The sequence below is a fragment of the Actinomycetospora lemnae genome (assembly GCF_028737315.1).
GTDB classification, from domain to species: domain Bacteria; phylum Actinomycetota; class Actinomycetes; order Mycobacteriales; family Pseudonocardiaceae; genus Actinomycetospora; species Actinomycetospora lemnae.
Genome location: NZ_JAQZAO010000007.1, coordinates 330002 through 352767 on the forward strand (window position 1 = coordinate 330002; position 22766 = coordinate 352767).

General features: G+C 70.0%; 22 protein-coding genes and 1 tRNA gene. 11 read left to right on the forward strand and 12 right to left on the reverse strand.

Annotation, left to right across the window (positions count from 1 at the left end):
• Window positions 1-1212 (reverse strand): MFS transporter, encoded by a 1212-nt coding sequence (locus PGB27_RS18230; protein WP_274201802.1) that lies wholly within the window; start codon window positions 1210-1212, stop codon window positions 1-3.
• Window positions 1213-1380: 168 nt separating this feature from the next.
• On the opposite strand from PGB27_RS18230, the gene PGB27_RS18235 reads away from it, so the two are divergent.
• Together PGB27_RS18235 and PGB27_RS18240 are read left to right on the forward strand one after the other, a co-directional pair.
• Complete coding sequence (locus tag PGB27_RS18235) at window positions 1381-1872, forward strand: DUF3145 domain-containing protein (RefSeq protein ID WP_274201803.1); 492 nt, start codon at window positions 1381-1383, stop codon at window positions 1870-1872.
• Window positions 1873-1921: 49 nt separating this feature from the next.
• Window positions 1922-2527, forward strand: a complete 606-nt coding sequence (locus PGB27_RS18240; RefSeq protein ID WP_274201804.1) for a hypothetical protein — start codon at window positions 1922-1924, stop codon at window positions 2525-2527.
• Between the two features lie 3 nt (window positions 2528-2530).
• Here the strand turns inward: PGB27_RS18240 and PGB27_RS18245 are convergent, their stop codons facing one another.
• The 5 genes from PGB27_RS18245 to PGB27_RS18265 form a co-directional block, all read right to left on the reverse strand.
• Entirely contained in the window at window positions 2531-3793 is a 1263-nt protein-coding gene (locus tag PGB27_RS18245; protein WP_274201805.1) for a beta-ketoacyl-[acyl-carrier-protein] synthase family protein, read from the reverse strand.
• A gap of 10 nt (window positions 3794-3803) precedes the next feature.
• Window positions 3804-4046 (reverse strand): acyl carrier protein, encoded by a 243-nt coding sequence (locus PGB27_RS18250; protein WP_274201806.1) that lies wholly within the window; start codon window positions 4044-4046, stop codon window positions 3804-3806.
• A gap of 87 nt (window positions 4047-4133) precedes the next feature.
• Window positions 4134-5114: a beta-ketoacyl-ACP synthase III gene (locus tag PGB27_RS18255; RefSeq protein WP_274201807.1), complete on the reverse strand. Its 981-nt coding sequence runs from the start codon at window positions 5112-5114 to the stop codon at window positions 4134-4136.
• On the reverse strand, window positions 5111-6043 hold the full coding sequence (locus PGB27_RS18260) for an ACP S-malonyltransferase (protein ID WP_274201808.1): 933 nt from the start codon (window positions 6041-6043) through the stop codon (window positions 5111-5113). Before PGB27_RS18260 ends, PGB27_RS18255 begins: the two co-directional genes overlap by 4 nt.
• A gap of 140 nt (window positions 6044-6183) precedes the next feature.
• Window positions 6184-7335, reverse strand: coding sequence for a PucR family transcriptional regulator (locus tag PGB27_RS18265; protein ID WP_274201809.1), 1152 nt, complete (start codon window positions 7333-7335; stop codon window positions 6184-6186).
• A 200-nt stretch (window positions 7336-7535) separates the two neighbouring features.
• On the opposite strand from PGB27_RS18265, the gene PGB27_RS18270 reads away from it, so the two are divergent.
• The gene (locus tag PGB27_RS18270; protein WP_274201810.1) at window positions 7536-8207 is read left to right on the forward strand and encodes a pirin family protein; all 672 of its coding nucleotides are present in this window, start codon (window positions 7536-7538) and stop codon (window positions 8205-8207) included.
• A 122-nt stretch (window positions 8208-8329) separates the two neighbouring features.
• Here PGB27_RS18270 and PGB27_RS18275 read toward each other — a convergent pair whose 3' ends face one another.
• Window positions 8330-8533 (reverse strand): cold-shock protein, encoded by a 204-nt coding sequence (locus tag PGB27_RS18275; protein ID WP_116710338.1) that lies wholly within the window; start codon window positions 8531-8533, stop codon window positions 8330-8332.
• A 205-nt stretch (window positions 8534-8738) separates the two neighbouring features.
• Window positions 8739-11522 carry a pyruvate dehydrogenase (acetyl-transferring), homodimeric type gene (aceE, locus tag PGB27_RS18280; protein WP_274201811.1) on the reverse strand — a complete coding sequence of 928 codons (2784 nt, stop codon included), beginning with the start codon at window positions 11520-11522 and terminating at the stop codon, window positions 8739-8741.
• Window positions 11523-11863: 341 nt separating this feature from the next.
• Here aceE and PGB27_RS18285 point away from each other — a divergent pair, with 341 nt between their 5' ends.
• From PGB27_RS18285 to PGB27_RS18315, 7 genes are all read left to right on the forward strand, one after another.
• Window positions 11864-12298, forward strand: coding sequence for a DUF3052 domain-containing protein (locus tag PGB27_RS18285; protein WP_274201812.1), 435 nt, complete (start codon window positions 11864-11866; stop codon window positions 12296-12298).
• A gap of 85 nt (window positions 12299-12383) precedes the next feature.
• Window positions 12384-12848 (forward strand): peroxiredoxin, encoded by a 465-nt coding sequence (locus PGB27_RS18290; RefSeq protein ID WP_274201813.1) that lies wholly within the window; start codon window positions 12384-12386, stop codon window positions 12846-12848.
• Window positions 12849-12912: 64 nt separating this feature from the next.
• Window positions 12913-12984 (forward strand) — tRNA-Val (locus PGB27_RS18295).
• Between the two features lie 86 nt (window positions 12985-13070).
• The gene (locus PGB27_RS18300) at window positions 13071-13973 is read left to right on the forward strand and encodes a tyrosine-type recombinase/integrase (RefSeq protein WP_274201814.1); all 903 of its coding nucleotides are present in this window, start codon (window positions 13071-13073) and stop codon (window positions 13971-13973) included.
• 31 nt (window positions 13974-14004) lie between these two features.
• Window positions 14005-14553: an HD domain-containing protein gene (locus tag PGB27_RS18305; protein ID WP_274201815.1), complete on the forward strand. Its 549-nt coding sequence runs from the start codon at window positions 14005-14007 to the stop codon at window positions 14551-14553.
• A gap of 1856 nt (window positions 14554-16409) precedes the next feature.
• A complete protein-coding gene (locus tag PGB27_RS18310) occupies window positions 16410-16610 on the forward strand; it encodes a hypothetical protein (protein ID WP_274201816.1) in 201 nt (66 codons plus the stop codon).
• 476 nt (window positions 16611-17086) lie between these two features.
• Entirely contained in the window at window positions 17087-17869 is a 783-nt protein-coding gene (locus PGB27_RS18315; RefSeq protein WP_274201817.1) for a hypothetical protein, read from the forward strand.
• A gap of 1159 nt (window positions 17870-19028) precedes the next feature.
• Here the strand turns inward: PGB27_RS18315 and PGB27_RS18320 are convergent.
• The 4 genes from PGB27_RS18320 to PGB27_RS18335 all read right to left on the reverse strand — a co-directional run bounded on the left by PGB27_RS18320 (window position 19029) and on the right by PGB27_RS18335 (window position 21978).
• A complete protein-coding gene (locus PGB27_RS18320) occupies window positions 19029-19829 on the reverse strand; it encodes a hypothetical protein (RefSeq protein ID WP_274201818.1) in 801 nt (266 codons plus the stop codon).
• A gap of 263 nt (window positions 19830-20092) precedes the next feature.
• Window positions 20093-20530: a hypothetical protein gene (locus PGB27_RS18325; protein WP_274201819.1), complete on the reverse strand. Its 438-nt coding sequence runs from the start codon at window positions 20528-20530 to the stop codon at window positions 20093-20095.
• A 202-nt stretch (window positions 20531-20732) separates the two neighbouring features.
• The gene (locus PGB27_RS18330) at window positions 20733-21206 is read right to left on the reverse strand and encodes an NUDIX hydrolase (protein ID WP_274201820.1); all 474 of its coding nucleotides are present in this window, start codon (window positions 21204-21206) and stop codon (window positions 20733-20735) included.
• Between the two features lie 4 nt (window positions 21207-21210).
• A complete protein-coding gene (locus tag PGB27_RS18335; protein WP_274201821.1) occupies window positions 21211-21978 on the reverse strand; it encodes an XRE family transcriptional regulator in 768 nt (255 codons plus the stop codon).
• 167 nt (window positions 21979-22145) lie between these two features.
• On the opposite strand from PGB27_RS18335, the gene PGB27_RS18340 reads away from it, so the two are divergent.
• The gene (locus PGB27_RS18340; RefSeq protein WP_274201822.1) at window positions 22146-22370 is read left to right on the forward strand and encodes a hypothetical protein; all 225 of its coding nucleotides are present in this window, start codon (window positions 22146-22148) and stop codon (window positions 22368-22370) included.
• The last annotated feature ends 396 nt before the right edge of the window (window positions 22371-22766 follow it).

Below are 22766 nucleotides of genomic sequence, written 5' to 3' on the forward strand. Positions count from 1 at the left end.
TCAGGGGCGGGCGCGGGTCCAGGCGAGCGCGCACCCCACCGCGACGACTACGCCCACCGCGCCGGCGATCGCCACCGCGGTCGCCGGGTCCGTGGCCTCGGCGAGCAGGCCCGCGAGCAGCACCCCGAGGCCCTGCGTGACGCGCAGGGCCGTCACCGCGAGCCCGAAGGCCTGGCCGCGGTGCGCGTCCGGCACGGCGGCGACGAACGCCGCGTTCGCCGGCACCTGGTAGGCGCACGCGAGCCCCGACGCGACCCAGAGCGCCACGACGGCCGCGAGCGGCGGGTCGAGCGCCGAGGCGATGAGCGGCACGCACGAGGCCACCGCGAGCGGCCCGAGCAGGCGGTCGCGGCGCTGCGGCGGCACGAGCCGCGCGAGCAGCACGATGCCCAGCGCCGCCCCGAGCGGGTTCGCCGCCAGCAGCAGACCCACGGCGACCGGGCCCCCGCCCAGGGACGCCGCGTAGGGCGCCGCCAGCCCCTCGATGGTCACCACGAAGGCCGACACGCACGCCAGCGCCACGAGCGCGCGCAGCCGCCGGTCGCCCGCGACGATCCGGGCGCCCTCGCGCAGCCCGGCCCCGGCGCGGCCCTCCACCGACGTCGTCACCCGCTGCTCGGCCACCCCCAGTTGCAGGATCACGGCCGAGAGCACGAACGTGACCGCGTCCCCGAGCAGCGCGACCGGCACGCCCACCAGGGCCACCAGCGGGCCGCCGAGGGCGAACCCGAGGACCTGCCCGCTCTGGTACGTCGTCCCCGACACCGCCGAGGCCACGACGTAGCGCTCCCCGGTGAGCACGTGCGGCAGGATCGCCGCCCGCGCGGCCGCGAACGGCGCGGCGAGCAGCTGGCCCCCCACCACGAGCAGGCAGAGCACCCAGAACGGCGTGCCGGGGATCGCCATGAGCGCGAGCAGCCCCGCGCGCAGGAGGTCGGTGACGACCATCGTCGCGCGCCGCGGCGCCCGGTCGGCGATCCCGGAGAGCAGGGGGCCGGCGACGAGGTCGGGCAGGAAGGTCAGGGCGTAGGTCAGCGCGGTGAGGCCCGCGGAGCCGGTGTCGGTGAAGACGAGCACCGCGAGCGCCACGCGGGCGACCTGGTCGCCGAGCACCGAGAGCAGCTGCGCGAGCCACAGCGCGCGGAACTGGGGATCGGCGAGGACGTCGCCGAACCGGGCACCGCCCGTGCTCGAGCGGTCATCCTCGGTCACGGTGCGACGACTCTACGGACCGCGGCCCGCGACACGCCCGGGAATCGGTGACACTGGCGCCACAGGAGCATCACGGTGCACACTGCAGCCCGGTTGCGATCGGTTCGATCTCTGTCCGTGGACGAGGACGTTGGGGAAGACGCTTCTCGTCTCAGTCGGAGGTCAGCAGTGAGCACCCGTGGCGTGATCTACGTCCACTCGTCGCCGTCTGCGGTCCGGCCGCACGTCGAGTGGGCGATCTCGGGCGTCCTCGACGCCCGGGTCGTACTGGACTGGTCCGCGCAGGACGCGGCACCGGGATCGGTGCGTGCCGAGGTGGCGTGGGACGGTCCCGTGGGCACCGCGGCCCGTTTGGCGACCGCGCTGCGCGCCTGGGGCATGGTGCGCTTCGAGGTCACCGAGGACCCCTCGCCCGGCACCGACGGCGAGCGCTTCAGCCACGTCCCGGGTCTGGGGCTGTGGCACGGGCGCACGAGCGCGAACGGCGACATCGTCCTCGGCGAGGACCAGGTACGCGCGGCCCTCGCCGGCGCGACCACCCGCGAGTCGCTGACCCGTCGTCTCGACGACCTCCTCGGCACCCGGTGGGACGCCGCGCTCGAGGAGTTCCGCTACGCCGGGGACGGCGTGGCGCCGGCCCGCCTGCACCAGGTGGGCTGACCTGACGCCCGCCCGGGGACCGTCGGGGGGTGCTGGCAGTCTGGACGGCATGCTCGGGCGGTTCCGCGACGGTGCGCTGGCCGATCGGCTGCGCCCGGGGATCGTCATGCCGGTGGTGCTCGTCGTGGCGCTGGTGCTGCTCGTCGTCGCGGGAGCCCTGCTCGGGGCCCGGGCCGCAGCGGTCGGCCGGGCCGCGGTGGGGGACACCGGACCGGTGCTGGCCGGGGTCGAGCTCCCCGCCGACGGCTCCGCGGGCCCGCCCACGGTCGTGCTCTCGGCGCCCGCCGCCGCCCACCCGCAGGCGGCCGCGGTGCGCGACCTCGTGCAGCGCTGGACCGACGCGCGCAACGCCGGCGACCTCGCCGCCTACCGGGCCACGCTCGTGCCCGCCGCCCGCGTCGACGCCACGACGTTCACCGACACCGCGCGCACCCAGCGGGTGGGCTCGGTGGTGATCCGGCGGCTGGACCCGGTCGCGGGCGGGGAGATCGTCGTGCCCCTGGGCTACGTCACCACCCAGGACCCCGCCGTCGCCCCGCCCGACGTCCGCGTCCCGCGCCTGTGCTGGCAGATCAGCGCGGTGGTCGAGACCGCGGGCGGCACGCCCCGCCTCGTCGAACCGCGGCCCGGGAGCCAGCTGCGCACGCCCTGCTAGCTCCTAGGCGGGCGTGAACGCCAGGCAGACGTTGTGCCCGCCGAAGCCGAAGGAGTCGCTGATCGCGGCGTCCAGGCTCGTCTTGCGGGCCTCGCCGGCCACGACGTCGAGGGTGACGTCGGGGTCGAGCTCCTCGAGGTTCGCGGTGGGCGGGATGAGCCCCTCGCGCACCGACAGGATCGTCGCGATCGCCTCGACCGCGCCGGCGGCGCCCAGCAGGTGACCCAGCGAGCCCTTCGGCGCGGTGAGCACCGGGTGGTCGCCGATCGCCTTCTTGACGGCGACCGTCTCGGCCACGTCGCCGACGTTCGTCGCGGTGGCGTGGCAGTTGACGTGGCCGACGTCGGCGGGCTCGAGACCCGCCGTGCGCAGGGCGTTGGCGACGGCCCGGGACTGGCCCGTGCCCTCGGGGTCGGGCGCGGTGATGTGGTACGCGTCGGCGCTGGTGCCGATGCCCGCGAGGCGCCCGTGCACGGTGGCCCCGCGCGCGGCCGCGAACTCCTCGCGCTCGAGCACCACCATGCCCGCGCCCTCGCCGAGCACGAAGCCGTTGCGCCCGGTGTCGAACGGGCGCGAGGCGCGCTCGGGCTCGTCGTTGCGCAGGGCCATGGTGCGGGCCTGGCTGAAGCCCGCGAGCGTGATCGGGTGGATGCAGGCCTCGGTGCCGCCGGCGACGACGACGTCGACCTCGTTCGCCATGAGCATCCGCCAGCCCCAGGCGATCGCCTCGGCGCCGGACGCGCAGGCGCTCACGGGCGCGTGGACGCCCGCGGCCGCCCCGAACTCGAGGCCCACGTGCGCGGCCGGCCCGTTGGGCATGAGCATCGGGATGGTCAGGACCGCGACCTTGCGCAGGCCCTGCTGCTCGAGGACGTCGTCCTGGCCGAGCAGGGTCAGCGCCCCGCCGATGCCGGTGCCGACGATGACCGCGAGCCGCAGCGCGTCGACCTTCGGTGACCCGCCCTCGGTGGCCGGGTAGTCGCCCAGGTCGGCGTGCTGCCACGCCTCGCGCGCCGCGATGATCGCGGTCTGCTCGCTGCGGTCGAGGCGGCGGGCCTCGACGCGCTTGATGACCTCGGTGGGCTCGACGGCGAGCTGCGACGCGATCTTCACGGGCAGCTCGAAGGTGTCGACCCAGTCCTGCTCGATCTTCGACGCGGCGCTGCGACCGGCCAGGAGGCCGTCCCAGGTGGTCGCCACGTCGCCGCCGAGCGGGGTCGTCGCTCCCATACCGGTGACGACGACCCCCTGGCCGGTGCTGCTCACGCGTCGCCCCTTACGAGTGGTTGGAGATGTAGTCGACGGCGTCCTGGACGGTGGTGAGCTTCGCGAGCTCGTCGTCCGGGATCTTGACGCCGAACTTGTCCTCGGCCTGCACGGCGATCTCGACCATGGAGAGCGAGTCGATGTCCAGGTCGTCCACGAACGACTTCTCCGCGGTCACCTCTGCGGCGTCGACGCCGGCCACCTCCTCCACGATGCTGGCGAGGTCGGGCAGGATCTCTTCGTTGGTCGCCACGGGCTCCCTTTCTCTCTCGGACGTGCGTCGGTCGTGCATCGGGACGGTGCTCGGGTGCGCACCGTAGGACAGATCAGGGCAGGACACTCACGGCAGGACCACGACCTGCGCCGCGTACGACAGGCCGGCCCCGAAGCCGACGAGCAGCGCGACGTCGCCGGACTTCACGCGCCCGGCGCCCCGCATGTGGTCGATGGCCATCGGGATCGAGGCCGACGAGGTGTTGCCGGAGTACTGGATGTCGTCGGCGACCCGCAGGTCGTCGCGGCCGCCGACCTGGCGCAGGCGCTTCGCGATGGCCTCGACGATGCGCAGGTTGGCCTGGTGGGGCACGAGCACGTCGATGTCGGACGGCTGCAGGCCCGCCGCCTCGACCGCGCGCAGCGCGACCGGCGCGATCTTCGTGGTGGCCCAGCGGAACACCGCCTGGCCCTCCTGGCGCAGCGCGTCGGTCTCGTCGATGTGGATCGTCGAGACGAGGTCGCCGGCCGCACCCCAGATGACCGGACCGACGCCGACCTCCTCCTCGGTGGCGGCCGGACCGACCACGGCCGCGCCCGCGCCGTCGGCGAAGATGATGCAGGTCGAGCGGTCGTGCATGTCGAGCCAGTCGGAGAGCTTCTCCGAGCCGATGACCAGGACGTGCTTCGCCGTCCCCGAGCGGATCATGTCGCCCGCGAGCCCGGTGCCGTAGCAGAAGCCGGCGCAGGCGGTGTTGAGGTCCATCGCGCCGATGCCGTTGACGCCGATCCGGTCGGCGGTCTGGGCGGCGGCGTTGGGGATCGGCTTCTGCATGGTGCAGGTGGCGACGATGACCGCGTCGAGGTCGGTGGGCGAGAGCCCGGCGTCGGCCAGGGCCTTCGAGCCGGCCTCGACACCCATCGACACCACGGAGTCGTTCTCGTCGCCGAACCGGCGCTCCACGATGCCGACCCGGCTGCGGATCCACTCGTCGTTCGTCTCGACGATCTTCTCGAGGTCGTGGTTGGTGACGACCTTGTCGGGCTGCATGCTGCCGAGCCCGAGGATCCGCGCGCCCGCGGCCTGGGGGGTCAGCTGGAGCCTCATGCGTGCTCCTCGATCATCTGCACGGCCTTCTCCAGGTCGTCGGGCGTGTTGACGTTGTGGGTGGGCGTGCCCTTGATCTGCCGCTTCACCATGCCGGTCAGGGTGCCCGCGGGGGTCAGCTCGACGACGCCGGAGACACCGCGCTCGCGCATGGTGTCCATGCAGGCGTCCCAGCGCACCGAGCGCGTCACCTGCGCGACGAGCCGGTCGAGCAGCTCCGAGCCGTCGGTGACGACGGCCCCGTCGGCGTTCTGGACCAGGGGGTGCGTCGGGGCGGCGGGGGAGAGCTCGCCGCGGTGCTCGGCGACCCACGCACCGAGCGCCTTCTCGGCGGGCTCCATGAAGCGGGTGTGGAAGGCGCCGGCCACGGACAGCGGGCGCACCCGGGCCCCCTCGGGCGGGGACGCGACGAGCTCGTCGACGGCCTCCTTCCGGCCGGCGGCCACGACCTGCCCGGTGCCGTTGCGGTTGGCGGGCTCCAGGTCGAGCTCGGCGAGGCGGGCGAGGACCGCGTCGGCGTCGCCGCCGAGCACCGCGGCCATCGTCGTGGGCTCCTCGGCGCACGCGGCGGCCATCTCCCGCCCGCGCACCGCGGCGAGGGCGACGGCCTTCTCGGCGTCGAGCACCTCGGCGATCGCGGCGGCGGCGAGCTCGCCCACCGAGTGCCCGGCCACGAGCGTCTCGTCGGGGACCGAGACCTGCAGCCGCAGCTGGTCCCACGCCAGCAGCGCGGACGCGACGAGCAGCGGCTGCGTGACGGCGGTGTCGGCGATCGCTGCCTCGTCGGCCTCGGTGCCGAGGTGCACGAGGTCGAGGCCGGCCGCCTCGGAGAACGTCTCGAGCCGTCCGCGGGCCTCCGGGCGGTCGAGCCACGGGGCGAGCATGCCGGGCTTCTGGGCGCCCTGGCCGGGTGCGAGGATCGCGATCACGTAGGCCACCTCATCACGGCTCGGGGTCGGTCCGAAGGCGTCGCGACGACGAAACCGCGTCCGTCGCCGTTGTCGTGTTCCCACAATGCCCTGGCTCACACACCTGGCGCGAGACCGGCGTCGGACGGCGTTCGCCCTGCTCAGCGCTCAGCCGGATCGCCGTCCGGGTGCAGACGGTCCAGCCCGATCGCGAGGCGCAGCACCAGCCCGCCCCGCGCGTCGGCGGGGTGGACGCCCGTGAGTTCGGCCACGCGACGCAGGCGGTACCGCACGGTGTTGGGGTGGACGAAGAGCCGCCGGGCGGCCGCCTCGAGCACCCCGGCGGCGTCGAGGTAGCACTCCACGGTGGCGGCGAGCTCGCCGCCGGCGGTCCGCAGGGGCGTGGCGACGTCGCGGCGCAGCTGCTCGACGGCCTCCGCGTCGCCGTCGAGGACGCGCTCGGGCAGCAGGTCGTCGGCGGCGACGGGGCGCGGGGCGCCGGGCCAGGCCCGCACGGCCCGGTGCCCGGCCAGGGCGGCGGTCGCGCTGCGGTGCGCGGCGGTCAGCCCGGCCACCGTCGGCCCCGTGACCACTGCGCCCGGCCCGAACGACGCCGACAGCTCCGCCAGCGGCGCCCCGGGCCCGGCGATCATGACCAGGCGGGCGCCGTGGGTGCCGAGCAGCACGGTGGCGCCGGCCCGGTGCGCGGCGCGCCGCACGGCGTGCAGCGGCTCGGGCGGCTCCTCGGCCGGCGGCTCCCCGACGAGCACCGTCGCCTCGGCCGCCGGGTCCCACCCCAGCGCGGCGGCCCGCGACAGCAGCGTCTCCTCGGCCTCGCCGCGCACCACGGCGTCGACCACCAGCGCCTCGAGCCGCGCGTCCCACGCCCCGCGCGCCTCCGCGGCGCTCGCGTAGACCGTCGCGGCCGAGAAGGCCACCTCGCGACCGAAGCGCAGGATCGCGTGCACGAGCGCGGCGCGCTCGGCCTCGTCGGCGCCCAGGGCCGGGATGCGCTCCTCGAAGACCTGGATCGCGATGCGCACCAGCTCCACGGTCTGGCGCAGCGTCACCCGGCGGGCGAGGTCGAGCGGGGCGGAGCGGAACGCGTCGGCGGTCAGGCGCGGGGTGGCGTCGGGGTCGCGCAGCCAGGCCACGAAGTTCGCCGCCCCGGTCTGCGTGACCAGCAGGACCCCGGAGCGCTGCTCGGCGGTCAGCCGCCCGAACCAGGGCAGGCGCTCGGCCATCGTCGCCACCCCGGCCGCGGCGAGGTCCCCGGACGCCTTCTCCAGGCGCCGGAGCGTGGTGGCGCCCACGGGGCCGCGGCGCCCTGGGGCTGCCGCGCCGGTCACGGATCGCGGGAGACGCAGCGCAGCGGAGCTCGACCCATCGGGCGGGAGACGCAGCGCAGCGGAGCTCGACCCATCGGGCGGGAGACGCAGCGCAGCGGAGCTCGACCCATCGGGCGGGAGACGCAGCGCAGCGGAGCTCGACCCATCGGGGGAGCATGGCACGGATGACCACCCTCCGACGCCTCCTGCGCAGTGACCGCCCGGTCAGCGAGGGCGAGGGGGTGTGCTCGCGCCACGGCCTGTCGTTCGGCGCCCACTACGACCCGGAGCGGACCTCCTTCGGCGCGCTGGTCGCCCACAACGACGACGTCCTCGGCGCCGGTGTCGCCTACGGCGCCCACGAGCACCGCGACGTCGAGATCCTCGCCTGGGTCCTCGACGGCGCGATGGTCCACACGGGCCCCGACGGCCACGAGACGCGCGTGCCCGCCGGCACCCTGCAGCACCTCGTCGCCGGCACCGGCTGGCACCACGACGAGCGCGCGGCCGACGAGGGCCCGGTGCACCTGCTCCAGCTCTGGGTGACGCCCGGTCTCGACGACCCGCCGGCGGGGGAGCCGTCGCTGACCCACCACCGCCCGGATCTCGATGCCGGGCCGTTCACGCTCGACCTGCGCCGCCCGGGCGTGACGGTGACGCTCGCGCGGCTCGGGGCCGGGGAGCGGTGGGCGCCCGCGGACGGCGCCTTCCGCCACGTCCACGTCGCCCGTGGCGCGCTGGGCGAGGCGTCACCGACGGCGGAGGCCGGCGACAGCCTGGAGATCGCGGGCACCGGGCCGGTCACCCTCGAGGCCGGCCCCGACGGCGCCGAGCTCGTCGTCGTCACCACCGCCTGAGTGGGGGAGCGACGGTCACCCTCGCTCCCCACCCCCGGTCGCCCGACCCCGGACACACGACGGGGGCGGTGCGTCTCCCGACGCACCGCCCCCGGCTTCGTGAGGTGACTCCGCTGCGTTGCTTACAGCGGCGTGACCTGAACGGCCTGCAGGCCCTTCTGGCCCTGCTCGACGTCGAACGAGACGCGCTGACCCTCGTCCAGGGTGCGGAAACCGCGGGCCTGGATGGCCGAGTAGTGGACGAACACGTCAGCGCCACCACCGTCGGGAGCGAGGAAGCCGAAGCCCTTCTCGCTGTTGAACCACTTGACGGTGCCTTCTGCCATTCTTGCTCCTCATACCGATGTCCCGAGGCGTCGATCAGCCCCGGCCTTCAGATCCGCCGCTGGAGTCCGGGCTCCGCACGTCGGAGTCGAGCTCCTCGGATCGTCCGGGGACGTCCGAGCAGCGCGACGCCGACAGCCTATCCGGAAGGACGGGGTCGACGACCAGCCCCGACCACCAACCCCGCGACGAACGGTCACCGAACGGTCACGCCACGCCCGAGTCGGACGTCTGCGGACCGGCCGCCTGGGGGTCGTCGATCTGGTACTGCTGCGCGGCCCGGACCACGGTGTCGTGCCCGACCTCGCCGCGGCGGGCCAGCGCGGCGAGCACGCCGACGACGATGTTCTCCGCGTCGACGCCGAAGTGGCGCCGCACCGCCGGCCGCGTGTCCGAGAGCCCGAAGCCGTCGGTGCCGAGCACGGTGTAGTCGCCGGGCACCCACTTGCGGATCAGGTCGGGGACCGCCTTCATCCAGTCCGACACCGCCACCACGGGCCCGGCGGCGTCGGCGAGCGCCTCGCTGACGTACGGCGTGCGCGTGTCGGCGTCGGGGTGGGCGTGGTTGTGCTCGTCGCACTCCACGCCGTCGCGCCGGAGCTCGGTCCACGACGTCGCCGACCACACGTCGGCCTGCACGCCCCACTCCTCGGCGAGCATCCGCTGGGCCTCGAGCGCCCACGGCATGGCCACGCCGGAGGCGAGGACCTGCGCGCGCGGCCCGGGCCCGCCGGGGGCCTGGGCGTAGCGGTAGAGCCCGCGCAGCAGGCCGTCGACGTCGAGGCCCTCGGGCTCGGCGGGCTGGCGGTAGGGCTCGTTGTAGACCGTCAGGTAGTAGATGACGTTCGGGTCGCGGTGCGGGTCGGGCTCGCCGTACATGCGCGTCAGGCCGTCGCGCACGATGTGCCCGATCTCGAACGCGTACGCCGGGTCGTAGGCGACGACGCCGGGGTTGGTGGCCGCGAGGAGCACCGAGTGCCCGTCGTTGTGCTGCAGGCCCTCGCCGACCAGGGTCGTGCGCCCGGCCGTCGCGCCGAGCAGGAACCCGCGGGCCATCTGGTCGGCGGCCGCCCAGATGCCGTCGCCGGTGCGCTGGAACCCGAACATCGAGTAGAAGATGTAGATCGGGATCATCGGCTCGGCGTGGGTGGCGTACGACGTCCCCACCGCGGTGAACGAGCCGACCGACCCGGCCTCGTTGATGCCCTCGTGGAGCAGCTGGCCGGCCTCGGACTCGCGGTAGGCGAGCAGCTGGTCGTGGTCGACCGAGGTGTAGAGCTGGCCCTGCGGGTTGTAGATCTTCAGGTTGGAGAAGAACGAGTCCATCCCGAAGGTGCGCGCCTCGTCCGGGATGATCGGGACGACCCGCTTGCCGATCTCCGCATCGCGGGTGAGCTCCTTGACCAGCCGGACGAACGCCATCGTGGTGGCGATCTCCTGCTTGCCCGAGCCGCGCTTGACGACGTCGTAGACCTTGTCGCCGGGCAGCACCAGCGGCTTGTTGCGCAGCCGGCGCTCGGGCAGCGGCCCGCCGAGCTGTCGGCGGCGGTCGAGCATGTACTCGATCTCCGGCGCGTCGGCGCCCGGGTGGTAGTACGGCGGCAGGTAGGGGTCCCGCTCGAGCTCGGCGTCACTGATCGGCACCCGGACCTCGTCGCGGAACGTCTTGAGGTCCTGCAGCGTCAGCTTCTTCATCTGGTGGGTCGCGTTGCGGCCCTCGAACGTCGGACCGAGGGTGTAGCCCTTGATCGACTTGGCGAGGATGACCGTCGGGCGGCCCTGGTGCTCCATCGCCGCCTGGTACGCCGCGTAGACCTTGCGGTAGTCGTGGGCGCCGCGCTTGAGGTTCCAGACGTCCTCGTCGGACAGGTCCTTGACCAGCTCCTTCGTCCGCGGGTCGCGGCCGAAGAAGTGCTCGCGGACGTAGGCGCCGTTGTTGGCCTTGTAGGTCTGGAAGTCGCCGTCGGGCGTGGTGTTCATCAGGTTGATCAGCGCGCCGTCGCGGTCGGCGTGCAGCAGCCGGTCCCACTCCCGGCCCCAGATCACCTTGACGACGTTCCAACCGGCGCCGCGGAAGAACGACTCCAGCTCCTGGATGACCTTGCCGTTGCCGTGCACCGGCCCGTCGAGGCGCTGCAGGTTGCAGTTGATGACGAAGGTCAGGTTGTCCAGGCCCTCGGCCGCCGCGACGTGGATGGCGCCGCGCGACTCGGGCTCGTCCATCTCGCCGTCGCCGAGGAACGCCCAGGTGTGCTGCTGGCTGGTGTCCTTCATCCCGCGGTTGTGCAGGTAGCGGTCGAACCGCGCCTGGAAGATCGCGTTGATCGGGCCCAGGCCCATCGACACCGTCGGGTGCTCCCAGAACCACGGCATCAGCCGCGGGTGCGGGTACGACGGCAGCCCGCCGCCCGGCCCGGCGTGGCTGAGCTCCTGGCGGAAGCCGTCGAGGTGCTGCGCGCCGAGGCGTCCCTCGAGGAAGGCGCGCGCGTAGATGCCGGGGGAGGCGTGGCCCTGGATGAAGACGTGGTCACCGCCGCCGGGGTGGTCCTTGCCGCGGAAGAACCAGTTGAAGCCGACCTCGTAGAGGCTCGCCGCCGAGGCGTAGGTCGAGATGTGGCCGCCGACCCCGACGCCCGGGCGCTGCGCCCGGTGCACCATCGCCGCCGCGTTCCACCGGATCCACGCCCGGTAGCGCCGCTCGGTCTCCTCGTCGCCCGGGAACCACGGCTCCTGGTCGGTGGGGATGGTGTTGACGTAGTCGGTGGAGTACAGCGAGGGCACCGAGACCCGACGCTCCCGGGCGCGCTGGAGCAGCTGCAGCATGATGTAGCGGGCGCGCTGCTCGCCCTGCCCCTCGAGCATCGCGTCGAACGACTCGATCCACTCGGACGTCTCGTCCGGATCGATGTCCGGCAGGTGCGACGAGAGCCCGTCGCGGATGATGTGGACCCGGCCGGTGTCCGCGCCTGCGGAGCCCTTGTGGGTGGTCACGGATCGCTCTCCCTGTCGCTGGTTCGTCGACGGCGCGCGGCCGGGTCCGGATCGCGGGCTCCCTGGCCGGATTTCGGAACCGATTCTGCCCGGTCGTCCGTGGTGGCGCCGTCCCGCTGGTGCTCCGCGGTCACCCCATCGTCACCCGCCATCTCCTGCGCGTCACGTCTACCGACGGGTAGCCCGGGCGCGGACGATCGGGGCGGGTTCCGGACCCGGACGGGACCGGCCGACCCGCGTGGCTGGTTGCGCGGCGTGCGGCGGCCGTGTTCGCTGGGCGCTTCATACGGGTGACGTGCACCTCGCACGTCGCCCCGAGGCGTGAGAAGGGGGCAGCACGCGTGGTCGCGGCCACGGGAGACTCGGACAAGTCCGATCTCGCCGGCAAGCTCGGCATCGAGCCGGGCATGATCGTTCAGGAGCTGGGCTGGGACTCCGACGTCGACGAGGAGGTCCGGTCCGCGGTCGAGGACCGATGCGGTGAGGACCTGCTCGACGAGGACGCCCAGGAGGTCGTCGACGTCGTGCTCCTCTGGTGGCGCGACGGGGACGGCGACCTCGTCGACACCCTCGTCGACGCCCGCTCGCCGCTGACCGACGAGGGCGTCATCTGGGTGCTCACGCCCAAGACCGGCACCGACGGGCACGTCGAGCCCTCGGAGATCGCCGAGGCCGCCCCGACCGCCGGGCTCTCGCAGACCTCGAACGTGAGCCTGTCCGAGGGCTGGGTCGCCACCCGGCTCGTGCCACCGAAGGCCGCGCAGCGCCGCCGGTGACCTGCGCCGGGGTGGCCCTGCCAGGCGCTCGCGGTCGATAGGCTGGCCCGGCTCGGTCACCCGGACGGACAGGAGACAGGTCGACATGACCGTCGAGGTGGGCTCGCAGGCCCCCGACTTCACGCTCAAGAACCAGGACGGCCAGGAGATCTCGCTCACCGACTTCAAGGGCGAGAAGGCCGTGCTGCTGGTGTTCTACCCCTTCGCGTTCTCCGGCATCTGCACCGGCGAGCTCTGCTCGGTGCGCGACGACCTCTCGGCGTTCCAGAACGACCAGGTCCAGATCCTCGCCATCTCCTGCGACACCACCTGGGCGCTCAAGGTGTGGGCGCAGCAGGAGGGCTACGAGTTCCCGCTGCTCAGCGACTTCTGGCCGCACGGCGCGGTGGGCGAGTCGTACGGCGTGTTCAGCTCCGACCTGGGCTTCTCGTTCCGCGGCACGTTCCTGGTCGACAAGGACGGGGTCGTCCAGTTCCTCGAGCGCAACGGTCCCGGCGACGCCCGCGACCAGCAGGGCTGGCGCGACGAGCTGGCGAAGCTCGCCGCCTGATCCCCTTCCGGAGCGAACGGGCGCGTGGCCTCTCGGCGCACGAGCTCCCCGTTCGCCCCGGACCGGGCGCGTAGCTCAGCGGAAGAGCAACGGCCTTACAAGCCGTCGGTCGCAGGTTCGAATCCTGCCGCGCCCACGCAAGTGGTCTGAGCTGCGATAACCCGCTGGCCTTGGACAGGGCGCCGGTAGCACAACGCTCAGCGACAGGATAACGTTGCCCGCGTGCGGCACCAGTGGGAAGCGCTGCTGTTGGACTGGCGCGCCACCATGCGAGCCGAGCACAAGTCGCCGAAGACCATCACGGCGTACGAGCTCGCGGTGAACCAGCTCGTGGACCACCTCGAGAGCAGCGACCGGCTCGTGGCCGTCGCAGAGGTGACTCGGGCCGACGTCCAGGCGTTCATCACGTCCGTCCTCGACGCCCGCTCGGCCTCGACGGCGAACCAGCGGTACCGGTCGCTCCAGCAGTGGTTCCGTTGGCTCACCGAAGTCGAGGAGGAGATCAAGACTTCGCCGATGGCGAAGATGCGCCCGCCCTCGGTGCCCGAGACGCCGCCGGAGGTGCTGAGCGTCGAGCAGGTCAAGGCGCTACTGGACGACGCCAAGGGCAACGACATGATCTCGCGGCGCGACACGGCGATCATCCGCATGCTCTTCGACCTCGGGGGACGGCTCGGCGAGCTCGCCGGCCTCAAGCTCGAGGATGTCGACCGCGAGCGCGGCGAGGTGCACGTCGTGGGCAAGGGTAGGCGGCACCGCACGCTGGCGATGTCGTCGAACACGGCTCTGGCGCTGAGCCGGTACCTGCGCAGCCGGGCGACCGAGAAGCAAGCGGGTCGACCCGAGCTGTGGCTCTCGGATAAGAACCGGGGTCCGCTCGGCTCGAACGGCATTTACCTGATGCTGCGCCGGCGCGGCCACGCGGCCGGGGTGGAGAACCTGCATCCGCACCTGTTCCGCCATACGGCCGCGCACCGGTGGCTTGCGGCCGGCGGCGCCGAGGGCGACCTGATGAAGAACATGGGCTGGCGGTCGCCTCAAATGCTCCGTCGCTACGGAGCATCGCTCGCCGAGGAGCGTGCTCGCGACGCCCAGCGCCGACTCGCACTCGGTGATGAAGTCTGAGGGCGCTGCTCGCCGCCGCTAGACTCTGCTCGTGTCAGAGCTACCTACTCCGCAGGTAGCGGCGCGCCTCGCCGAAGCGCTGCTGTCACCGCTTGGCGACCGCTGGGCACACACGCAGGCGGTCGCGGCCCGTGCTCGCGAGCTCGCAGATGCGGTGCCGTCCGACGCGCGGGAGCTGCTCGAGGTGGCTGCTTGGTGGCATGACCTCGGTTACGCAACCGGCCTCGTCCAGACTGGGATGCACCAGATCGACGGTGCGCGCTTCCTGGAAGACATGGGCTACCCCAACCGGCTCGTCGCACTCGTCGCCCACCACTCGGCCGCGAAGTGTGAAGCGCACGAGCGTGGCCTTGTGTGCGAGCTCGGGCGTTGGGATCGGGAAGAGTCCGCCGTCGCTGACGCTCTCTGGATGGCCGACATGACCACCGGACCCCGCGGTGAGTCGTTCGAGTACTCCGATCGGCTCAACGAGATCACGGCGCGGTACAACGCAGACTCGATCGTGGGCCGAGCGATGACCGCTGCCCAACCGCTGATCCGAGGAGCAATCGACCGTACTAAAGATCGCGTGGCCGGTTGACACCCGCAGTCCAGGGTGGGCGAAGATCACTATGGCGGGAGCGATCATCGACTGATGATGACTTCTGTACGTCTTCAAGCCGGCCCTGACGGGCCGGACCGGGCGGCTCCGCTGCCGGCACGCCTCCACCTTCGGCCCGGCGGCCAGCGCGGGCACGCCCGGCCACCCTCGTGGCCAGCAGTTGCACGTTGGAAATGGCGACAGCAGGATTTGACAGGCCACGGCCGGCAACGCACCGGGTCACCTTATTGGGGGAGCGCAGCGTCGTCTGCTAGCAGGCGACACAACTATCGTACGATCTTTCTGTAGAAGCATGCAACGCCGAGGTTGCGGGCTGAATAACCCAAGCTCCGGGAGATTGGATAGACCTGGGGCTTACGGTCTTCTGCCCCCAGACCACCACGACAAGACAGAATTCTCGCGGGAAGGTGTGCGGCCGTCGGAAGATTTGCGGTCTCCGGAAGGTGTGCAGTTGTCGGAAGGTGTGCGGTTGTCGGAGAGTGTGTGACTGTCGGAAGATGTGCGACTGTCCGAATGTGGGCCACTTTCGGTCGATTTCTCGGACACTCGTGTAAAGGGCTGAGATGACGCTAGAAATAGGAATACGACTATAGCGCTGAGGAATTCTATCCCAAGGATGAGATCTACAAGGGTGAGCGACGAGATCGTCGGCGGTACGAGCACTTGTCTCACTGGTAGAAGTGCAAGAAGTCCAACTGCAACGCCCGCTAGGGCGGCAAGTGTCGCGCGCTCTCGTCGTGCGATCCATAGAACGGACAGCACCAGGAGCAGCGGCGCGAGGGATATCATGAATACCCAGATCGTTTGGGTGAATTTGCGGGTGAGCAAGACGCGTAGTTCGCCTGAGCTGTCTGTCATAACTTGAACGTTGTATTCACTTAGTCCCTGTCCGGCAAGGAAAGAGAAGGACGGCCGACCCCTTAAGGGACCGATGTCTACGAAGCTATTTACGACGTATCCGTCAAGCGGAAACGCCCTAGGGGAGCTCCAGATTTCGAACTCAACGGGAGTGGAGTCAGAATCTCGAGGCGCATACGCGGAATCTTGCCGCCGCACTGGAATCTCGACAGTGGAAGACTCGCGCAGCGATGTGATTCTCAACGGGATCGTCGCGGGAGGCGGTCCGTAGTCTTCCCCTCGTGCTGCCTCCTCATTCCAACGAGCACCGACTCGACCACGTAAGATGGCTCGGTTGATGTCTAGTTCCGTGACCGTCACATCTAGCTTTACCGGACCTCGCTCTTTCTCGAAGTCAACTCGGTACATAGGCGAAACTGTTGTGTCTGAAACCGGCGAGCCTAGCCCGCCACGAGACATCGTAAAAATGTCTCTAGCGTCCCCTATTCCGGAGTCCATGAAGAGTAACACAGCGACAAAGTAGATGATGATCGTGAACGTCGCGAGAAAATAGCGGACAGTGGCCCTCATCTTCTTTGCCCTTCTGTTACGCGCTAGCCTCTTGTGGGTCAGTCCCAGGGCGGTCGTCTTCCCCTGCTGCTCCTTTGAGCGGGGCTGTCGATGGCGCAGTTCGGAAAGTGCCCTCCCTCCTTGGGGCTTCTCGACCCAGTCGCACGCTCTGTTACGCAGCGCTGACCGCGCAAGATCTACCGCGCTTCACGCTCATGCTCGGCATGCAGCCCGACCCCGCGCGGGGTGCTCGCCGCCCCGCACCCGGGCGACCTCCGGGGAGGGGGTAGGGCAGGTCTCCCCGCCGGCCACCGCGAGGGCGTAGCACCCCCTGGCCCTGGCGTGCTCCGGGGGACCTGGCCGACGGGGAGACCACACCGGCCTGTCACGTCGGGAGGACGTCGACGAGCTCATGCAGCGTGCCGAGCATGACCGAGCAGGAGCAGGCCCAGGTCCAGGGCGAGCAGGACGCCTCGATCGCACTCGCCGAGGAGGACCACTGGCAGATTGCCGGCGGCGGGATGCTCACGGTGCGGCCGGTCGAGGAGTGGGTCCCGAGGGCACAACGACGCGCCTACCTCGACGGCGCGGCTTCCGTTCTCGGCTACAGGCCGCTCATTTCGGGATGACGCCAGGACGAGATCACCGGCACCGCTTACTGCCCTCTACCGGCCGCCAACGACCACGAGCGCCGCGACACGCTCGGAACCGCGCACGAGCGTCGGTGCAGCTCAGCGCCGGTGGTCGCCATCATCCACCAACGTCACCAAGCCCGGACTACGACTCCCGTTGGTTCCTGGTCGCGGACTGTAGCCGTGGCTCCTTGGCCGCTTTGGATGGTCTGTATGGGTGAAGTTCGTCTCCGCCTGTCACAACGACGTGCATCTGTGCGATCCGTAACTCGGCGCCGCAGGCACTGGAAATGCATGCGAGCGGTCGTCCGCGCTCGCGAAACCGGGGGTTCACCGTCTTGTATCGTATGACTTCTTTGTTGCGTCGCCGCCTGCCTTACACCGTTGGCCTTCTCGCCCTACTTCTATTGGGGAGCGTCCTTAGCGTTGTGGGTTTTTGGAGTCCGCCCGGTACCGGATTTCAGTGGAAGCAGTTGCTGACCGCATTAGGTGAAGCACTGATCATTGCTTTCGTCCTGGCCTTGATCGTGGACCCGCTTATGCAGCACAAGTTGGTCGTCGACTGGGGGCGAGACCTGTACTGGGCAATCTTCAGTCCTGACGCTCCTCAGGAGTTCAAAGCCGCTCTCCAGGAAGCCGCTGCACCATCCGCATATATTCGTCGCTGTACCTATACGCTACGCCTCAACAGGATTGACAACTTTGTTGAGGCCGACCTTGTCGTTAGAGAAGACGGAGATGTTCTGGATCGCGGGGGCTATAGGCCGCGCGACAAGGTTTTCATCTTTGCTGGCAGCGACGGGCGCCCGTCCAGATATAAGAGCTGGTCGTTTGAATGTCCAGACGACTTGGCTAATTCAATAGAGCTCAATGCGAGCGACCTTCATGGCCTGGGAGCCCTCAGTGTGGAGGTAACTGGGCGAACTGTCCTTGATCAATCCAAGATCGCGAACATGGGTGTTGTCCCTTTCCGCTCTCGTTATGAGCTCGAGCGTGGAGTGGAAACGACCCGCCGCACGAGTGACTTCTTAACCCTCTTTCGTACGAAGGTGGTCCTGGAGCAAGTAGTCGTTATTCGAGGGGACGCACTGAAGACTCTTGATGTATCTGTTTCCCACCTTGCCGAGGCTCAGCTGGAATTCGAGGAAGAAATAACACCAGCGGGCGAGCGAGTCCTCAAGTACTCGACAAGGCACGTGACTTTCCCTGGCCAAGCGAGTGTTGTTCATTGGCATCCCAAAGAAGGAGCACCCTAGGCCGCTCGCAGTGCGCTCACCGTCCGGGTCGCGGTAGTCGTATCGGGGTGGCTGTGCCACCGTACGGCGTTGGTCGCAATTGATGACAATGCGAGGCCAGACCAGCCGAGAGCGATAGGGCTGCGCCTGGGCGTTCGTCAACAACCGTGCCGTCGTTACCAACTATGAACTACGTTCGAGTCCCACGAGAGCGGACCGGTGTTTGCGGCGCTGTTGATGGGGGCATGGGATCGAGAGCAATTTTGACAAGCCCACGGACGATCAGAGGCGGCAGAAGGTCAACACCCAGGTTAGGACCTAGACGAACCCCGGCGGCCCTGATCGCCGCGACCCCTGAACATGCTCCGGCTAACAGGCGCGACTGCCGAGCTGATTTTCAGTTGGTCAAGGCGACGCCTCCGCCGTCGCGTCGGCCACGGCCTTCCGGGCCCTTGCCTCCCGCTCCGCTCCGGCGAGCCTGGACCGCGGCTAGGCTGCAAGTCGTCGGCTGCGGATTGACGATGAAGAGCCCCACGACGAGGGGCCGCATGTCCTACGATCAATTTGGCCGTGGAGCAACCAGCGGGTCTATCGCGGCTGGAAGCTTCCCGAAACTGGGATCATTCCAGCGCCAGGACACGGGCCACCGGCGCGTTCCTCATGCGTCTTGATCAAGCCGTCGCGCGGTTGGAGGCTGTAGCGCCGGTTGCAGTATCGGCAGAGTCCCGAACCGCGCCACCTTCTCCTTTGTGTGCCCTTCTTCCCAGGCCAGCCGCCGATCTTGTCGCCGGGCGCCGCCGCGCGCTCCTCGATAGGCCGGAAAGCCGCCCGTGGGCGATGGGTCGTGCGCCCGCCACTCATCGGCCCGCCTCTGGTTCCCGTTGGTGCGTTCGGCGACGTCGGCCACGTCTCTTCGGTCATATCGGACACTAGGCAACGGCGTTACCAAGCCCCCGGAGCTTCGGTCAGCGGGAGGTCAGAGCCACAGCCTCACGCGCCGAGGCTCATGGGCGGGTCCCGACCGGGGGTGGACCGTGGCCTGAGTCATCCACGCAGGCGGGAACCGGCGCGACCCGCGCAAGGCGACGCCGTTAGTACGTCTTCGGGGTGCCGGCCCCTGCTCACCGGGCAGGACGCGATGCGGCCCATGCGGAACACCCGTCGTGCCGTCGCCGCACAGTCACCTGCCGAGGTGTGGTGGCGGCCAACGGCCCTTCGGTCGCTCCTGCGCTCGGACGTCGTCGCCGAGGAGCTTCAAGCAGAGGTAGCCGACATCTGTCACTCGGTACGCAGGCTCTTCGTCCTCGCGCTTTGGCTGCGGCCCACTCGTAGAGGGCCGGTAGCGCTTGTGGATGTCAAGGGTCGAGCCTGGCCGGTCGCTCACGAGACCGTGCCGGACGAGGACCGCGAACACAGAGTCGAAAACCGGGTCGTTGCGCCCCCTCGAGACGATCGTCGCGAGCTTCACCGGCTGCGCCTTCAGGACGAACGGAACGCCATTCGTGGCGCCACGGATGGGCTCGGCCATCTCCCTCAGGACACGAACGTGTGACCCCTCCAGGTCGCGAAGGGCCAGAGCGAGGATCGTTGCTTCGCCAACATCGCCCCCCGGGCGCAGACCGTCGGCGAGCACTTGGGAGAGCGCCTCGAGCTTCTCTTCGGTGGTCGCCTGCGCAGCGCCCTCCAGGACCTTCGCCGTCAGCTCCCGGCGCTCGGCGTCCGCATGGCTCTCTCTTTCGAGGATGTCCAGCCCGCCGAGGAGTTCGGCCGCCCGCTCGGCCGCTCGACCCGCCGACGCCTCCCGGGCCTGTACGGCACGCTGATACAGGGAGCGGGCGTAGAGAACCGCCGGCCCGACCACACCGCCCGCGATCGTCGTGGCCGGAGTGCCGCCCAGGCTGAGACCTGTCATAACCCCGGCCATTCCGGCAGCTACGCCGGCCTTCGCGTCGGCGACCGGCTTGTCCTTGTCGTCCCGCATGTGTCGCACGCTAGATGGAGGGTCCGACACCGACCGGCGAGCATGTGCCAGTTCGCGACCGACGGGGCCGGGTGCCACGGAGGCGTACCGGGGCCGCTGTCAGCATCAGCGCCGCGAGGCGTGCTTGACAACTGAAGCGATCCGCTTCGATCCGCCTGCTCATGGAGCTGTCAAAGATCATCACCGCGGTCCGGCACCTACTCGTCGTCGCAGTTCTGAGACGTCCCGCGACCTCCCGTGATGCCTCGGAGGCGACTGCGTGGTCAAGAGCGGCGGCGAGTTCGACGACGGTGGTCGCTCGGACCTATCGAGCCGACGTCCTCGCGGAGGGAGGCTCGAAGCACCGACATCTGCTCGACGATGGCCGTCCAGGGGACAGACTCGTCCCGAAGGTTGGCTTGAAGAGCTGTCAGCACGTCGCGCGAGCGAGCGCTCAGGAAGATTCCGTTGCCGCTCGTGAAGTACCACGCGAACATGGCGGATTCGATCTTCTGTCTGCTTTCGCCATCAAGCTCAGTGCCGACTGACCCGGCCTGCGTCAGGCCCCAGAGCTCCTTGTACGCGTCCAATCGCTGTTGAGTGATCTCTACCCGAAGCGCTCGGGCTGCGTAGCGTGCACTCTGGGCCGCTACCGCCGTCACCACCGCAGCGATGAGCGCGCATACGCCTGAGACCACCGCAGCGATCACCGTGGCGTTCACAGGAGCAGGCTGTCACGCCTCGACCATGTCGCGTTACTGCGCCCAACCGGGAACATTCCGGGAACGCGCGAGGTAACCGCAGCCCGGCCGGCTCAGCATGGCCTAACAGACGAGCCGCAGCTCGGACCACTAGGTGGTGCCCGGCGGCGGCCGGCAGCACGGGCGGGCAGGCTTCACACCGAAGAGCTCGCCCACCCTGGGCTCACGCGATGCGGGGCTCGCTGTGGCCTCCAAGGGCGTCGGCGATGCGCTGGCGCGTCGACTCGTGGACCGGCAGCTCGTTGACCCGCTCGACGTCCACCCACTGGACGGCCTTCGTCTCCGAGCCGTCTTCCCTCGCCGAGCCCCCGACAGGGCGTGCATGGAAGCAGACGGAGAATTCCTGTCGGACCTCTCCGTCGTCATAGGCCATGACATGATCGGGATCGGTGTAGATGCCGACAAGGCCAATGACCTCGATCTCGATTCCTGTCTCCTCGAGCGTCTCGCGCACTGCGGCGGCCGCGATCGACTCGCCGAGGTCCATCCCGCCGCCCGGTAAAGCCCAGTAGCCGTTGTCGATCTTGTGGATCAGCAGGAGCCGGCCTTGCTCGTCGCGTACGGCGGCGGTTACCGAAGGCACCAGCGAGTTGGCCTTCGGCGCGTAGGGATCTTTGTAGTAGTCGACACGGGCCATGCGGTCAGCCTGCCGTGCGAGGGCGGGGCACGGCAGCCTGCGGCGTGCCGACGTTCCAGACCTCGTCGAAGGACCGCATGTAGTGGTCCCACATGCGCCCCCCAGGGACCCGCCGCAGGTGCATGACGGGGTTCTGGCCAGCGAGGGAGCCGTAGGCGTGGCCGTTGACCAATAGGTCCTGGTCGAAGCGGAAGAGGGAGTTGTAGAGCGTGGTCCCGTGGGTGCGGACCTCGACGCCGGGGAGGTCGGCGACCTCGCTGAGGTAGCGGCGGTGGAGCTGGATGCGGGCCTGGAGCCCGCCGGTGGTGCCCTCCTCCTCGGATCGACGCCGCACGGCGTCGGAGGCCTCGTCGGCGATGAGGATTCGGACCCGCACGCCCTCTTGGGACTTCTGGCGGATGACGCTGCCGAGGTCGTGCTGCTCGAAGAGGAACGTCGCTGCGTAGACGAGGACCTCGAAGGCCTCCCGCGTGCCCTTGATCAGTTGCTGCCAGACCTCGTAGGGCACGGCCGAGCGTGAAGGGTGGAGCTCGAGGAGCTCGGCGACGCTCGCGGCCTGAGTCTTGGCGTCGCTCATCAGCGCGGGCCAGAGGTAGGTGTCCTCGACCGCGAGGGCCTTCGAGACGACGTCGCGGTGTCGCCGGTGAGGTGTGCGGCCCTTGGTGATCCACCGCTCGACGGTCTTCGCGTCCACACCGACCGCGTCCGCGACGGTGGGCAGATCGAGACCAGCGGCGGCGATGGAGCCGCGCAGCCGTTCGTTGGTGGGCACGGGGACCTCCTAGGGACGTTTCTGCCCCGGCACGGACGTTTTAGCACGGTGCAGGACGTCCATGGGTGTCCTTTGGCGGAGGTGATGACGTCCCCTCTGTCGGCGGTCCTATTGACGCACTCCGGTTGCAGCAGTCGCGCCGGAAGGAGCGTCCAACGGGAGCAGCCATGAACGTCGTCGTCGCACTGATCTTGTTCTCCGCAGCGGTCACCTTCCTGGCCGTGAAGACCCGCGCGGCGGGTGTCGCTCTGCTCTCGGGTGTGTTCTGCGCGCTGCTGCTGTGTGCGGTGGTGACCGGGCTGCCCGGCGCGATCGCGGACGGGACGCAGTTCGTCGGCAACCAGGGCGCCGAGATCGCGAACGCGGCGACCAGCGGCGACAGCTCGCGCTGACGCAGTACCTACCGATCGGCTCGCCCCAGTTCTTGGCGGAGCGCACTCGCGAGCCGATCACCCAACTCACCAGCAACGGCAGGAGAGGTGTGCCTTCCCATGATCCCCAAGTCCGAGCGCTCACTGCGAGCGCGCATCGCGGCCAATGCCCGCTGGTCCCGTACCGCAGACCGGTCCGCCGCGACCGCGCCAGCGCGCAACGCGGCCTGGCAGAAGTTCGAGGACCTCGTCGACCCCGACCGGCGCCTCCCGTTGATGGAACGGGCGCTGCTGTCAACGACGGCTGAATCTGGACCCCCTGGCGACGGCCGAAAGTGGACCCCTCTCGGTGGTTGTTGATGTTCAGTCGGTGGTCTTGTCGGCGGTGGGGACGCGGCCGAGGTCGCGGTCTTTGAG

Coding starts and splice junctions, on each gene's coding strand:
- PGB27_RS18330 (WP_274201820.1), bottom strand. CDS start 21,206: ATGGCCCGTGTCGACTACTACAAAGATCCCTACGCGCCGAAGGCCAAC.
- PGB27_RS18320 (WP_274201818.1), bottom strand. CDS start 19,829: ATGCGGGACGACAAGGACAAGCCGGTCGCCGACGCGAAGGCCGGCGTA.
- PGB27_RS18270 (WP_274201810.1), top strand. CDS start 7,536: ATGACCACCCTCCGACGCCTCCTGCGCAGTGACCGCCCGGTCAGCGAG.
- PGB27_RS18290 (WP_274201813.1), top strand. CDS start 12,384: ATGACCGTCGAGGTGGGCTCGCAGGCCCCCGACTTCACGCTCAAGAAC.
- PGB27_RS18255 (WP_274201807.1), bottom strand. CDS start 5,114: ATGAGGCTCCAGCTGACCCCCCAGGCCGCGGGCGCGCGGATCCTCGGG.
- PGB27_RS18240 (WP_274201804.1), top strand. CDS start 1,922: ATGCTCGGGCGGTTCCGCGACGGTGCGCTGGCCGATCGGCTGCGCCCG.
- PGB27_RS18340 (WP_274201822.1), top strand. CDS start 22,146: ATGAACGTCGTCGTCGCACTGATCTTGTTCTCCGCAGCGGTCACCTTC.
- PGB27_RS18275 (WP_116710338.1), bottom strand. CDS start 8,533: ATGGCAGAAGGCACCGTCAAGTGGTTCAACAGCGAGAAGGGCTTCGGC.
- PGB27_RS18310 (WP_274201816.1), top strand. CDS start 16,410: ATGACCGAGCAGGAGCAGGCCCAGGTCCAGGGCGAGCAGGACGCCTCG.